A 14132-nucleotide genomic window follows, 5' to 3' on the forward strand; every position below is an offset into this window, starting at 1 on the left:
GCCAGATAACCCGGTTCCCATCACAGATACGGATGACATGATGAGTGAGCAGCACAGTAACGACTCCTCCCACCAGGCGGCGGATGAGGCCGTGAGCAGCCCCGTGAGCAACACCGTCTCGCGCCTCGAGGAGGAGGGCGAGATCGGTGCCGACTACCTCGAGGAGCTTCTCGACATCGCCGACCTGGGCGGTGACATCGACATCGACATCGATCACGGGCGCGCCTCGATTGCCGTGGTGGCCTCCGAGGAGGGTGACGAGCGCGAGCTCGCTGACCTCGTTGGACGCGACGGGGAGGTTCTTGAGGCCGTTCAGGAGCTGACTCGCCTCGCGGTCCAGGCGCGTACCGGCAACCGCTCCCGGCTCATGCTCGACATCAACGGCTACCGCGCCGATCGACGTACCGAGCTGACCAAGGTCGCCCAGGAGGCGGTCACCAAGGTCCTCACCTCGGGAGAGGCCGTCAGCCTCGAGCCGATGAACCCCTTCGAGCGCAAGGTGTGCCACGACGTCGTCGCTGCCGCCGGACTGGTCTCCGAGTCCGAGGGCGCCGAGCCGCACCGTTACGTCGTGGTCCTGCCCGCCGATGAGGAGGGCGTGGACGAGGACGCCGAGGACGCGGCTGACGACTCCGCTTCGGAGCAGGCCTGAGCATGAGTGAGGAGCAGCGGGCCCAGGTGGAGGAGCCGACGGCGGAGATGCGGGAGATCTTCGGGGTCTCCTTCTCCGCGGCGGAGCACTTCGCGCAGATGCTCGCTGAGGAGGGTGAGCTGCGCGGTCTCGTGGGGCCGCGCGAGCTTCCCCGCCTGTGGACCCGGCACATCGTCAACTCGGCGGCCGTGGTCCCCTTCCTGCCGGCCCGGGGAAGCGTGGCCGACGTGGGATCCGGGGCCGGCTTCCCCGGCATTGTCGTCGCGCTGCTGCGCCCCGACCTCGACGTCACGCTCATTGAGACGATGGAGCGGCGCACTCAGTGGCTCTCCGACGTCGTCGAGGAGCTGGATCTGGACAATGTGACCATCCGGCGGGCCCGGGCTGAGGAGGTCAAGGACCGTTATGACGTGGTGACGGCTCGCGCGGTGGCGAACCTGTCCAAGCTTGTGCGGCTGACGGCGCCCTTGCTTCGACCGGGGGGTGCTCTGCTTGCCCTCAAGGGGATGCGGGCGCAGGATGAGGTCGACGACGCCAAGTATGTTATTAAGAAGGCTAAGTTATCAGTCGCTGTCGTTCATGAGGTTGTCACCGCCGGTGACGAAACAACGGCTGTGGTTGAGATTCGCCGCTCGAAGAGCCGTTGAGATACGGCGCGCGTTCGGTGTAACGCGTAAGGATCGACCTGCTCGCGTAGACTCGTAACTGCCCGACTGGCTCGGGCTGTTGGGTCGCCGTCGGAGGAGAAGCAGGTTTGTCCGGATCGTCTATCTTCGATCAGCTCCAGGCCGAGCACCTCGCGTTAGACGAGGTAGCAGGTGGAGAGTTCCCACATCCCGAGCGGACTCGTGTCATCGCAGTCGCCAATCAGAAAGGCGGCGTCGGAAAGACGTCGACCGCGGTGAATCTTGCGGCGGCTTTAGCTGAAGGTGGGCTGCACGTTCTGCTCATCGATGCCGACTCTCAAGGTAATGCCTCCACTGCACTGGGGGTGGAGCATGATGAGGACAGCGCCTCCATCTACGACGTCCTCGTTGACGCCATGCCGATCAAGGATGTCGTCGCCAAGACGCGATTCTGCGAGTCCCTGTGGTGTGTGCCTGCGACTATTGACGTGGCTGCGGTTGAGATAGAGCTCATCTCCACTGCTGAGCGTGAGTCACGACTGCGGCGTGCGCTGGTGGACTACCTGGTTTCACGTGAAACGGATGGTCTGGAGCCCCTCGACTACGTCATCATCGACTGCCCGCCGAGCCTCGGCATTATGACGATCAACGCCTTCGTCGCTGCTGACGAGGTGCTTATTCCGATGCAGGCCGAGTACTACGCTCTCGAAGGCCTCGCCCTGCTGACGCGCTCCATTGACAGGATCGCGCGTATTCACAATCCGGGACTGGGAGTCTCCATGATTGTGCTCACCATGTTTGACGGACGCACCACCCTGGCCCGTGAGGTGGAGTCCGAAGTTCGTTCCTATTTCCCTGATGCGACGCTGGACACCAAGGTGCCGCGTTCCATCCGTGTTGCCGAGGCCCCCTCCTTCGGTGCTCCTGTGGTGTTCTGGGATCCCCGGTCCACCGGCGCAATTGCGTATAAGAAAATGGCTCGTGAGGTCGCTCTGCGGGGCGCTCCCCGAATTGAAGGCGAGGAAGCCTGATGGCTCAGAAACGGCGCGGACTGGGACGAGGTCTGCAGGCGCTGATTCCCGAGGCGCAGAAGGAGAAGGTACCTGCTGCGTCTCGTCCTTCCGATGTGTTCTTCCCCGACTCCCGGAAGGACGAGTCGCGTGATGAGGATGTGGCTTCCCAGGCCACGCATGACGCTCCGGAGCCTGAGCCGGCCGCCGAGGCGCGCAGTACTCGCGATCTGGCCGCTACTCTCCTGGCTCCGTCTCAGCGGAAGCGTGGATCCAAGAGTCGCTCGACTCGATCCACGACCGCATCCAAGACCGGTGCTCAGAACAAGCAGAAGAAGCCGGTTTCACGTGAAACCACGCCGGATTCGACGACTGTTGCGGAGGTGACGGAGGAGAAGACCGCGAAGAAGTCGTCATCCGCCGGCTCAGCGAAGCGGAGTGCATCGGCCGCGCCGAAGCGAGTAACCAAGAAGGCAACGAAGGCAGTCCCCGCTGTGGTGGAGGAGCCTTCGCATGAGGCCTCGACGGTTGAAGATGTCCAGGAGGAGAGCGCTTCGACGTCGGTTTCTCAACCGGAATCTACGCCTGTGGTCCCCGAGGTTTCACGTGAAACGGAGGAGGAGCAGCCTGAGGCTGCCGATCACGGGAACTCCGATGCCCAGAAGGATACGACCGAGGAAGACCTGGCGGCCGTCTCATCTGATGCTGGAACTGAGGCGTCCGACGCGACCGATGCCGAGGAGGAGAAGGCGGATACAGGTGCTGATGAGCTTGTTCCCGTTCCGGGTGCCCGCTTCGCTGAGATTCCGGTGGGGCTGATCCACCCGAACCCTCGTCAACCCCGTCAGGTCTTCGATGAAGAGGACATCGCGGAACTGGCAGCCTCGATTGCAGAAGTGGGTCTGCTGCAGCCGATTGTGGTGCGCCAGGTGCCGACTGCTCCGGGAGAGGAGCTTAGGTACGAGCTCATTATGGGTGAGCGGCGTCTTCGCGCTTCCAAGGAAGCCGGGCTGGAGACGATTCCGGCGGTCGTTCGGGATACGGACGACGTCGACCTGCTGCGTGACGCGTTGCTGGAGAACTTGCACCGTGTTCAGCTCAATCCGCTGGAGGAGGCTGCGGCCTACCAGCAGCTGCTGGAGGACTTCCAGTGCACTCATGCGGAGCTTTCCGAGCGGATTGCCCGGTCTCGGTCCCAGATTTCCAACACCTTGCGCCTCATGAAGCTGCCGCCGCTGGTGCAGCGTCGGCTTGCCGCGAATGTCATTTCCGCTGGACATGCTCGCGCGCTTCTGGGTCTTCCCAATGCGGCGGAGATGGAGCGACTTGCTCAGCGCGTGGTGGCGGAGGGGCTGTCGGTGCGTGCCACGGAGGAGCTGGTTGCGCTGCATGAAGAGCCTGAGCCGGGACCGGACCAGCCGAGGGTCTTGCGCGCTCGGAGCACCCCTCTCCCGGCGCTTTCAACCCGGCTGTCCGATGCTTTCGACACTCGTGTGAAGGTGACACGTGGAGCGAAGAAGGGGCGTATCACCATTGAGTTCGCGGGCGATGAGGACCTCGCTCGCCTGGTCGACGCGCTGGCGCCGGGAACGTCTCTTGACGAGGAATAGCCTGCGCTGATCCTTTAAGCGTGGTGGGGCCGAGACACTCAGTGTCTCGGCCCCACCGTCGTCTTCACTGAATGGCCATTGATGGGGGCTTGTGGATGGTCGACGGTCGTGTTTCACGTGAAACACGGCGGCACTCACCGGTGATCCCATGACTCGGGGCGAACTTAGGGTGTCACTCACGGTGCTGAACGTTGAATGTGTCAGCCCAGGGTTTCACGTGAAACATGTGGACACCGAGTGATACGTCATTGCTGAGACACATGGACACCCGCGAACGGTTGACTGGCCGAGGTGGGAGTGATGCGTCCTCTCATGACGTCTGAGAGCTTGGGAGGTCATCGCATCTGAGACGTTGCTGAGAATGGTGCTTGCCGCTTTCGTGAAGCTTGCATGAGCCATGACTAATGCGTCCTGCCACTCGCAGAGTGGGTCGACCTGGAGAGGGGGCGGCGCCGGTGTTGGCCTATCTCCTTGGGCCGCTGCGGGGATGCCGAAGAGGCCAAGTAGATGAGCGCTGTCGACTCGGGTTGAGAACGCAGGGCCTCGCCTCCATGAACCGGCAACGTCGATCAAGTACGCGGCTCGGCGTCTGCAGCGCTGACCACAACGGTCCTGCCGTCATAGTGAGAAGGGAGCGTCGCTGGAATACGACCTCGGTTTCACGTGAAACCAGCGTTGGCCACTGGTTCGCGGCGTGGAAGCGGTGTTGATGTGAGCTCCGTGAACGTCAATGCTTCGCCAGAAGCTGTTGTTGGTTCAGCCCCAGATGATGAACAACCACCCCACGCTCCTACTCGAGCAGAGTGTTGGACGTGAGGAGACCAGATACAGACAGGTCCTGGTACTCCCAAGGTTTCACGTGAAACACGGGAAGCAGATGTCGCGCCGGCGAAAGTGTGTCGCGCGACCATATCGAGGCGTAGCGGTACTGGTCGATGTGGTTCTCAGGCGGCGATAGAGGAGTGCGTATGGCAAAGAGCAGAGTCACGACGCCTCCCGCGTGGTGTTGTATGGGCAACGACGCCGGATGAGGCTGTACGCGTACGCCCTCTTCAGAGTCGTTGCTAGGTCGGCTCGAAACTGACGTGAGTCTCTTGCATGGATACGCAGACACGGTCAATGTTCGCGGCGTCAGCGCTTCAAGAATCGGGGCGGTGGGTTCTGAAGTGCTGAGCTCGTCGTCATGAGCCTATGAGTCGTCGATTGCTCCGGCACGTCGGTCCCGACGGTAGCGGGGAGACGTGGGGATCCACGTGGTTTCACGTGAAACCAAACGGCGAGCTCTTCCCCTCCCCGTGGGGTAGGGGGTGGCGCTCTGCGGGGTATCAGTGTTTCGTCGTGGCCAGGTAGATCGGCGGCCGGAGAATGCCGCCTCCTGGTGGGACGCACGACCGCGGGGCCAGGCTGACCTCAGTGTGTCGGCCACGAACAGCGGAGGAAAGTACACAGGGGAACTCATATCGAATCCTTGTGAACGCTGGTTTCACGTGAAACCAGAAGAGGGTCGATGGAGGGTGACTTTCGTTGAGGGTCTTCTAGCGGACGTGGTGCGTGCGTACCTAGCCGATGAGTGGTCGGTGATGCCGTCTCAGCCCCTTCCCCGGGGGAGGCATCGGTTCGCATTCCAACAGTGAGGACTGCTCGTGTTGCTCACGTTTTCTGTAGAGCGTCGGTTGGCGCACCAAGCGCAGCGTCAAGGATGGAATTCTGCATCGTGGCGCAGTGCCGAGGCATGGGTGAGGCCACTACTCGCAGGCGTCATGGGCCTGCCAGGCACGGCCAAGAGGAGCGCTGTGCTTTTACCTACCCTGGGAGAGCTGACCGCGGAATGACGTCGGCGCTGCCATGACGCCCGCGCCGTGTTTGTGAGTCGGTTTCACGTGAAACCAATGGTGAAGCGTCCGACGGCAATGCTCCGTGAGACTCGGCAGACGTCACCGAGCGCAGAAGCCGTGATTCCAAGCTGCTGATGAGACGTGATGCCCTCTCCCTCCTCGGAGGCAGGTAGGGCGTATGCCGTAGCCCTTGAGGAGCAACTTGATGCCGCCTCCCAGTGCCCGGTAGCGGCCTCCCGTGAGTACGTCGTGCCCGACGGGATGCGACCTACGGCTGCCGCGAAAGAACGTGGCAGATACATCTGCTTTGGGCGGGCAGATCGAGTGCCGTCTGTTAGAGAAGCACGGCAAATCCGATCGTGACAACGTGCGCCGCCCGACTGGCGTGGGCAGCATGGCAGCCGTTTCTCGGGGGCTGGGGCTGGTTTCACGTGAAACCACTGGCAAAGCCCCCGCCGGGAGTGCTCCATAAGACTCGGCAGACGGAACTGAGCACTGAGTCCGTGACTTCACGTTGCCGGATGGTGTTGATGGACTGATGGACTCTCCTTCCCGGAGGTAGACCCTTCATGTGCCGTAGCACGTGAGGACGAGCCGGACTCCGCTGCTATGTGGATACTGGAGGTCGGCCGTCGAGTACGTCGCGTCCGATGGGATGGAAGGCTTTGTGCTGAGATGGAAGAGTGTGGAAGATACGGCTGCTTTGGCAGGTGCTGATCGAGTGCCGTGCATTGGGAAGCACAGCGAATCCGATAGTCACGACGTGCACCGCCGGACTGAAGGGGCAGGTATGGTGTGCACGTCCTGGGGGCTGTGAGCCGGTTTCACGTGAAACCGCCGTAAGTCGCTGAAGAGCGCTCTCGTTCTGATTCGGCCGGCGGCGTCACATCAATGCTCGCAGGGTTCATCCTGGTGTGCGGGAACGGGATGCTCAGGCCTCCCCCGGGGGAGGTACCGCTCGTCCCTGAGCGATGAATACGACGCGAGGGTCCCGCGCACGTTCCGACGCGAAGAACAGAAGTCTGTCGTGCACCTGATCGCATGCGCCGAGCGTCGGTGTTCGGCGCGGAGCCATGCAGCAGGTGGCTTGACTCCTTCACTTGGATTGTGAATGCATCCGCCTCCGCATCGGCGCATGAGGATGACGGAGGAGACGGTGCAGCGGAGTCCTGACTGTGCTGACGCTATACCAACGCAATGCGGAGCATGTTTCACGTGAAACCGCGAGATCAACAGGGTACGCGGAGCGCTCCGTTTCAGAACGGCAGTCTGGAATACGTGCTGATCGATGAGACGGCATGAAGGGTATCGCGGGCCTGCTGATCGACCGGACGCGCGGGAGAGGTGGAGTGGCCGCTCCAGATACCGGAGGCCATCGGTGTTGAGCTCGTTCGTCAGGCTTCATTGGCAGATACAGGAACCTCCGGGGCCTTCGACACCCCTCCCCACCTACCCGGCAGGGAGTCCTCGCTGGTTCGGCCACCCACTATCAGGGCAGAAGGGGCAGAGAACGGCGGTCGTCATCGACCACCAGTAACGCGCCACTCGGTACGGCATCTAGCTCCAGGGGATGGAGCCGGGGCTGTCATACATGAGCGTGTTCCATCCGAAACCGATCTATGGGGACGCCGCTTGCTGGCGGGGAGTAACCCCTACTCCGGGGATGACTGCCCTTGATGAGAACCGTCGGGTGTCAGACTGAGGCGGGCCGTACCCGCATAGGGGCCACCGTCTCAGTTGGCACCGGGCCCCTCTCCTGCCATGAAGCTGACGCCCGTCTGCGCAGGAATCGAATTAGGCCGCAGCCAACAGCAGGTTTCACGTGAAACAAATGGACGCGGTATTGGTAGTCGGTTGTGGGTGGCAGAGTAAATACCCTGTGTCGCTGCGTCGACCCTACCGGTGGCATTGCCCCATGTTGACGACGAGAGCCGATTCGTGCCCTGCTCGTCTGACGCCACTCTTTCCCGCGTCTCCTCGTAGCAGCCGTGCGGCCCGCGTCATGACAACGCTGGGTAGACCGGACACGTCTCCGCGTGTCTCTTGGCGGCACACAGCGATATAGTGAATGGGAGAAGGGTGTGTGTCAGCGGACGTAGCTGAGACTTGCTGATTTGGTTAGTGGCACCGTCGATGTCTGGTTTCACGTGAAACATGAATGCGCTGTGTTGAGCGTGCATGCTCCATCTCCTGTTCGACTAGCGCTTGGGTATGGGCAATGACCGTCCATGCCTATGACGCGCCGGGCAGTATTGTTTGCCGTGCGTTGCACTTGAAGCACATCAACGAGGGCGCCAGCGCCTTGCGTTCAAAGCACGCCGTTCCCCGAACGAAGGAACCGTAGAACCCCTCCATCGGTATGGGAAGCGGGCAACTCACAAGCAGGTTTCACGTGAAACGCTGGGGATCCCGCTTGTCCCGATGCTCTGTCCTGCCGTTACGATGCCAGCACTGATCGTTCTGACGGGACATTGAGGCCGGTCCGAGCAACGCCAGCCCCTGCCTTGTTCCGAGAGCAGCGTGTCTCGATGACCGTACGGCAGACGTGTCTCACCAGGCGATAACACACGCACACCGCATCCGGTTTCACGTGAAACTGCAGGCCCTCCGGATACTCGTGATGGAGCGTCGTTGAGAAGGAGGGGCCGATGGTGATACCCGCTCAACGCCCTGCGGAACGTCACATGAAAACAGCGGTGGCTCCACTCGATGGGAGTGGAGCCACCGTTTCACGTGAAACCGAGCCGGTGTTACGGATGAACCAGCGGATTCCTCGCCAACGCGTCATACAGGTCGTCCAAGGAGCCCTCGGCCTCTGCGGCAATGGGCAGCAGGGAGGTCTCCGTCATTCCCGGAATGACGTTGACGTCGATGAACCACGGAGTCCCCTTGTCATCGAGAATGAGGTCGGTGCGCGAGAGATTGCCCAGCCCGAGAGTGGTGTGAACCGTGATAGCCGTCTTCTTCACCTTCTCGACGACCGCCTCATCCAGCCGAGCCGGCACGAAGTACTCCGAACGGCCCGGGTTGTACCGTGCATCGAAGTCATACTGCCCGTCGGTGACGACCTCAACAGGGGGAAGTGCGCGTGGCCCCTCTCCTGTGTCGACGACGGAGACCGCCAGCTCCGTCCCGGCGATGTAGCGCTCGATGAGGGCGCGCTCGTCGTAGGCGAAGCACGCCACCATCGCGGAGCGCAGCTCGTCCGCCGTCGATGCGTAGGAGACACCAAGTCCGGAGCCCCCCTGATGCGGCTTCACTACGACAGGAAGTCCCAGATGACCCGCCACGACGGTGAGAACCTCCTGGGCCCCCAGCTGACTGAAATAGGACTGTGGGAGCGTCAATGAATCAGGAGTAATCACTCCGCCGGTGCGAACACTCGCCTTGGCGGTCGGTTTGAATGAGGCCCGCTGGCAGCCGTCGGAGTGCGTGCCGACATACGGCAGTCCGAGGGAGATGAGCACATTCTGAAGCCCCCCGTCCTCCCCGGGGCCGCCGTGAACCAAGGGCCACACGACGTCGGGCCCGAAGGTCTTGAGCGATCCAATGGTGCGTGCGTCGATGTCCAGGACGAGGACGGTGTGCCCGAGGTGCTTGAGTACCTGGGCGACGCGATGCCCCGAGCGCAGGGAGATGTCGCGCTCATGGCTCAATCCGCCGGCGAGGACAGCGATACGGAGTGGAGACTGGTTCATCGTCAACCTCAGATCTGGTCGGGTGCGGGCGCGTGGACGCCCTCGGACGGATGGGGACTGTGGGTGGGCCCGAACAGGCTCAGCAGCTCGAGATCACGGGTCACGACGCCGGAGAGCCGGCGCACCCCTTCACGGATCTCGGTGGGCTCGGGGTAGCAGAACGACAGTCGCAGGTGGTCCTGCCCTGCCCTGCCGCCGGCGTAGAAGGCCGTCCCGGAGACGTAGGCGACCAGGCTCGTGACCGCGCGCGGCAGCATGTCCTTGGCGTCGAGTCCCTCGGGAAGCCGTACCCACACGTAGAAGCCGCCGTCGGGCACGTTCCAGTGGCACATGGGCAGGAACTCCTCCAGCGCCGAGACCATGGCGTCGCGCCGCTCCTGGTACATGGCCCGGAAGTCCACAATCTGCTGCTTCCAGTCGAACTGCTCCAGGTACATGGAGATCGAGAACTGACCCACTGACGACGGGCACAGGATCGCCGCCTCGGAGGCCAGCTTCATCTTCTCCCGCACGGCCGGCGGGGCCACCGCCCAGCCCACTCGGTAACCCGGGGCGAAGATCTTGGAGAAGGAACCCAGGTAAACGACGTCGTCGGGCGCGAGGGTCTTGAGCGCGGTGTAGGTCTGCCCCTCGAAGCCCAGAAGACCGTAGGGATTGTCCTCCACGATGAGGATGTGGTGGCGTCGGCAGATCTCAACGACCTGTCCACGGCGCTCCTCGGCGAGGGTCACTCCGGCGGGGTTATGGAAGTTGGGGAGGCAGTAGAAGAACTTGATACGGCGTCCTTCGCGTTCGAGGCGGACGATCGTCTCCTCCAGCGCCTCCGGGACGACGCCCCCGGCATCAATGGGCACCTGCTGCACATCGGCCTGGTAGGTCGCGAAGATCGACAGTGAGCCGACGTAGGTGGGCGCCTCGGTCAGCACGACGTCGCCGGGGTCGACGAAGAGCTCGGTGATGATGTCGACGGCCTGCTGAGAGCCGGTGGTGACGATGACGTCCTCGGGATCGGCCCTGATCCCCTCCAGGGCCATGACCTCGGTGATCTGCTCTCGCAGCCGCGGCAGTCCCTGCCCGTTCCCGTACTGCAGCGCCCGGCCGCCGTCTTCGCGGATCATCCGTGCAGTGGCCTCGGCCAGACGCTCCAGCGGGAGGTCCTTGAGGTTGGGCATGCCGCCGGCCAGGGAGACGACCTCGGGTCGGGAGGCGACGGCGAACAGGGACCGCGTCTCCGAGGCACGCAGTCCGTGGGCTCGTGCCGCGTAGCTGTCCAGCCACGGGTCGAGTCGGTTGCCCTTCACCTGGTTACTGCTCTCACTCACCTGCGGTCCTTCCTTGGTCGCCACGGATGCGTCCGTGGCCCTAAGTCTGCCACGGACCCAGCCGCGCTCAGCAGTCGGCGGGGGCAGGAGTATTCCGCGGTGTTTCACGTGAAACACGCTCCTCACCTCATCGCTGGGACGGCGCGCGCGCCGGACAAGGACGCGCCGCGCATCGTGGGTGCGATGCGCGGCGCGGTGAGTGTCAGTAGCCCTACGGGCCGACCTCGGTCAGCGGGTCAGGGCCCGCTCCTCGATGAGGGCGCGCAGAGGAGCCTCCTCGTTGTCGATCGTCTCGACCTTCTGGGGCCGGGCAAGCAGATCGGCGACGACGTCGGGGGTCTCCGGCTCGCTCCCGAGCGCCTCGGCCACCGTCTGCGGGAACTTCGCGGCCTTGGCGGTCTCCATGACGAGCGTGGGGAAACCGGTCTCCATGATGCGCAGAGCGACCGTGACGCCGTCGGCCGTGTGCGGGTCGATGAGCCGGCCGGAACGCTCCTTGACGGTGCGGATGGCCTCCAGTCGGTCAGCGTGTGAGGACGTGCCGGCCACGAAGCCGAACTCCTCGTGCAGGCGTGGGAGCTGATCGCGCAGGTCGAGTGTGCCGGTGGTCTCCAGTTCCGCCCAGCGCTGCACGAAGATCTCGGGGCCCAGCAGCGCCCAGATGAAGCGTTCCAGGTTGGAGGCCTTGGAGATGTCCATCGACGGGCTGGAGGTGGCCAGGGTGTCCTCCGCGGAACGGGGCCGGTAGATGCCGGTGGTGAAGAACTCCTCGAGCACGTTGTTCTCATTGGTGGCCAGCATGAGGCGACGGATCGGCACCCCCATGGACCGGGCCAGGAAGCCGGCGTAGATATTGCCGAAGTTGCCCGAGGGCACGCACACATCAATCTGGTAGCCGGCGCGGCGCCCCTCCTCCACCGCGTCGGTGACCCGCAGCCAGGACCACACGTAGTAGACGGCCTGCGCGGCGATCCGGCCGATGTTGATGGAGTTGACGGCGCCCAGGTGATGAGCGGCCTTGAACTCCGCGTCGTTGCTCAGCGCCTTGACCAGCGCCTGGCAGTCGTCGAAGACACCGCGCACCGCGATGTTGTGGATGTTGGCGTCCTGGAGGGTGTACATCTGGGCGCGCTGCACCGGACTCATACGGCCGGCCGGCGAGAGCATGAAGACGCTGACGCCCTCCTGCCCCCTGAAGGCGTGCTCGGCCGCCGAACCGGTGTCGCCGGAGGTGGCGCCCAGAATGTTGAGCACCTGTCCGTGCTTGGCCAGCACATAGGGAATCGCCTGCCCCAGGAACTGCATGGCCAGGTCCTTGAAGGCCATTGTCGGTCCCTCGGACAGGCCCACGAGGGTCAGGCCGTCGGCGACCTCGTCAAGCTCGGTGACAGGGACGATTGGCTGTGGGAATCGCTGCGGGCCATAGGCGGCCTGGGTCAGCTCGGCCAGGTCCTCCCGGGGGATGTCGGTGGCGAACAGGCCGATGACTTCCGTGGCCAGGTCGGCGTAGCCCAAGGGCCTCCAGGCCTCGATCTGCTCGGGGCTCAGGGCTGGCAGTTGGCTGGGAACCGCCAGGCCACCGTCGGGCGCCAGGCCCGCCACAAGAACGTCCGTGAACCCCGCTGCCGCCATCTGGCCACGGGTGGAGATGTACTGGGTGTGCTGCATGTGCCGCCTTCTTGCCGTGTCGCATGACCTGGTGCCGCGTGCGAATCCGGTGCGATTCTACGGGGCTGTGACGGTGGGTGACAGGTGCGGTGTCAGATGAGCTGTCCGATGATCTGCCAGCTGAGGTGACGGCCCGCTTGACGACGGAACCAGACATCAGACAACCGTTGGGGCAGGACATCGGCCCCGCCGAGACGCCCGTGAGGGGCAGCACGGCGGGACCGATGCGTGAGAGTCAGAAGACAGGGCGGAGGCTTCGGGCTCAGGCCAGGACCTTCTCCACCTCGGCCTTGAAGGAGGCCTTGGGGCGCGAGCCGGCGAACTGGTGGAAGACCTCGCCGTCGCGCACCACCGCGAAGGTCGGGATGGAACGCACGCCGTAGGAGCGGGCCGTGGCCGGGTTGGCGTCCACATCGACCTTGACGAACTTGACCTTGTCACCGAAGTCAGCGGCGACCTCGTCCACGATCGGCGCCATCTGGCGGCAGGGGCCGCACCACTGGGCCCAGAAGTCGATGACGACGGGCACCTCGGACTTGAGGACCTCCTCCTCGAAGGTGGCGTCGGTGACGGCGAGAGCCTCGGACATGATTGTTCTCCTCGAACGTTGTGGGTGGGTGAGTCAGGATGGGACGGGGCCGGCGATGCGACGTCGGCGGAGCCGACCCCACCCTGTGCTGAGTGGAGGCAGCCGGCCCTTAGGCCTGCAGAGTGGTCAGGTAGTGCTCGGCGTCCAGGGCCGCGCGGCAGCCGGAACCGGCCGCCGTGATCGCCTGCTGGTAGGTGGGGTCGGCGACGTCACCGCAGGCGAAGACCCCGGGGATGCGGGTGCGCTGAGAAGGCGCCTCGACCTTGATGTAGCCGGCCTCGTCGAGATCGAGGACGTCGGCGACGAGCTCGCTGCGTGGAACCTGTCCAATGGCGACGAACAGACCCGTGGCCTCGAGCCGGCGGCGGTCCCCGGTGACGGTGTCCTCCAGGGTGACGCCGGTCAGCGAGTCCTCGCCGTCGAGCTCGACGACTCGCGAGTTCCAGGCGAAGGAGATCTTCGGGTCCTCCTGGGCGCGCTTGGCCATGACGGCCGAGGCGCGCAGTTCGTCGCGGCGGTGGACCACCGTCACGGAGCGGGCGAAGCGGGTCAGGAAGGTGGCCTCCTCCATGGCCGAGTCGCCGCCACCGACGACGACAATGTCCTGGTCCTTGAAGAAGAACCCGTCGCAGGTGGCGCAGTAGGACACGCCGTGGCCGGAGAGGCGCTCCTCCCCGTCGATGCCCAGGTGCCGGTACTCCGAGCCGGTGGAGATGATGACGGTGCGGGCCTCGTAGACGCCGTCAGAGGTGGTGATGCGCTTGACGTCGCCCTCCAGCTCGAGGGCGGTGACGTCCTCGTAGCGGATGTCGGCACCGAAGCGCTCGGCCTGCTCCTGCATCTGGGTCATGAGCTCAGGGCCCATGATGCCCTCGACGAAGCCGGGGTAGTTCTCCACCTCGGTGGTGTTCATCAGGGCACCGCCGGCAGTCACCGAACCGGCCAGGATGACCGGATTGAGCTGGGCGCGGGCCGCGTAGATGGCGGCTGTGTAGCCGGCGGGACCGGAGCCGACGATGACGACGTCGTGAATCATGACTCTCCTGACGAGCGGATAGGGGGCCGCAGTGTGCGGCTACCTGAGGTAACTGGTCACCAGTACGGCCTGTTCCCAGGGAAGGT

Annotated in this window: 9 protein-coding genes; 4 read left to right on the plus strand and 5 right to left on the minus strand. The window is 64.0% G+C overall.

The genetic code is table 11. The features are described 5' to 3' along the window. The first annotated feature begins 37 nt into the window (after positions 1-37). From HMPREF3165_RS01300 to HMPREF3165_RS01315, 4 genes are all read left to right on the plus strand, one after another. Positions 38-652 (plus strand): Jag family protein, encoded by a 615-nt coding sequence (locus HMPREF3165_RS01300; RefSeq protein ID WP_070510276.1) that lies wholly within the window; start codon positions 38-40, stop codon positions 650-652. A 2-nt stretch (positions 653-654) separates the two neighbouring features. After that, the gene (rsmG, locus tag HMPREF3165_RS01305; protein WP_070510279.1) at positions 655-1299 is read left to right on the plus strand and encodes a 16S rRNA (guanine(527)-N(7))-methyltransferase RsmG; all 645 of its coding nucleotides are present in this window, start codon (positions 655-657) and stop codon (positions 1297-1299) included. A gap of 107 nt (positions 1300-1406) precedes the next feature. Then, positions 1407-2309, plus strand: a complete 903-nt coding sequence (locus HMPREF3165_RS01310; RefSeq protein ID WP_003788519.1) for a ParA family protein — start codon at positions 1407-1409, stop codon at positions 2307-2309. Continuing rightward, entirely contained in the window at positions 2309-3898 is a 1590-nt protein-coding gene (locus HMPREF3165_RS01315; RefSeq protein WP_070510282.1) for a ParB/RepB/Spo0J family partition protein, read from the plus strand. The genes HMPREF3165_RS01310 and HMPREF3165_RS01315 overlap by 1 nt, the downstream gene beginning before the upstream one ends. Before the next feature lie 4585 nt (positions 3899-8483). On the opposite strand, the gene HMPREF3165_RS01320 is transcribed toward HMPREF3165_RS01315, so the two are convergent. From HMPREF3165_RS01320 to trxB, 5 genes are all read right to left on the minus strand, one after another. Beyond that, the gene (locus HMPREF3165_RS01320) at positions 8484-9431 is read right to left on the minus strand and encodes a D-alanine--D-alanine ligase family protein (RefSeq protein WP_070510284.1); all 948 of its coding nucleotides are present in this window, start codon (positions 9429-9431) and stop codon (positions 8484-8486) included. Between the two features lie 8 nt (positions 9432-9439). Then, the gene (locus tag HMPREF3165_RS01325) at positions 9440-10753 is read right to left on the minus strand and encodes an aminotransferase-like domain-containing protein (RefSeq protein ID WP_070510287.1); all 1314 of its coding nucleotides are present in this window, start codon (positions 10751-10753) and stop codon (positions 9440-9442) included. Positions 10754-10981: 228 nt separating this feature from the next. Continuing rightward, the gene (gene thrC / locus HMPREF3165_RS01330; RefSeq protein ID WP_070510290.1) at positions 10982-12421 is read right to left on the minus strand and encodes a threonine synthase; all 1440 of its coding nucleotides are present in this window, start codon (positions 12419-12421) and stop codon (positions 10982-10984) included. A gap of 262 nt (positions 12422-12683) precedes the next feature. Then, positions 12684-13010, minus strand: a complete 327-nt coding sequence (trxA, locus tag HMPREF3165_RS01335) for a thioredoxin (protein WP_003788529.1) — start codon at positions 13008-13010, stop codon at positions 12684-12686. Between the two features lie 109 nt (positions 13011-13119). Next, entirely contained in the window at positions 13120-14046 is a 927-nt protein-coding gene (gene trxB, locus HMPREF3165_RS01340; RefSeq protein ID WP_070510293.1) for a thioredoxin-disulfide reductase, read from the minus strand. Between the last annotated feature and the right edge of the window lie 86 nt (positions 14047-14132).

Origin of the sequence: Actinomyces sp. HMSC08A09, assembly GCF_001807465.1 — a bacterium.
GTDB lineage: Bacteria > Actinomycetota > Actinomycetes > Actinomycetales > Actinomycetaceae > Actinomyces > Actinomyces oris.

Coding starts and splice junctions, on each gene's coding strand:
- HMPREF3165_RS01300 (WP_070510276.1), top strand. CDS start 38: ATGATGAGTGAGCAGCACAGTAACGACTCCTCCCACCAGGCGGCGGAT.
- rsmG (WP_070510279.1), top strand. CDS start 655: ATGAGTGAGGAGCAGCGGGCCCAGGTGGAGGAGCCGACGGCGGAGATG.
- HMPREF3165_RS01315 (WP_070510282.1), top strand. CDS start 2,309: ATGGCTCAGAAACGGCGCGGACTGGGACGAGGTCTGCAGGCGCTGATT.
- HMPREF3165_RS01320 (WP_070510284.1), bottom strand. CDS start 9,431: ATGAACCAGTCTCCACTCCGTATCGCTGTCCTCGCCGGCGGATTGAGC.
- thrC (WP_070510290.1), bottom strand. CDS start 12,421: ATGCAGCACACCCAGTACATCTCCACCCGTGGCCAGATGGCGGCAGCG.
- trxA (WP_003788529.1), bottom strand. CDS start 13,010: ATGTCCGAGGCTCTCGCCGTCACCGACGCCACCTTCGAGGAGGAGGTC.
- trxB (WP_070510293.1), bottom strand. CDS start 14,046: ATGATTCACGACGTCGTCATCGTCGGCTCCGGTCCCGCCGGCTACACA.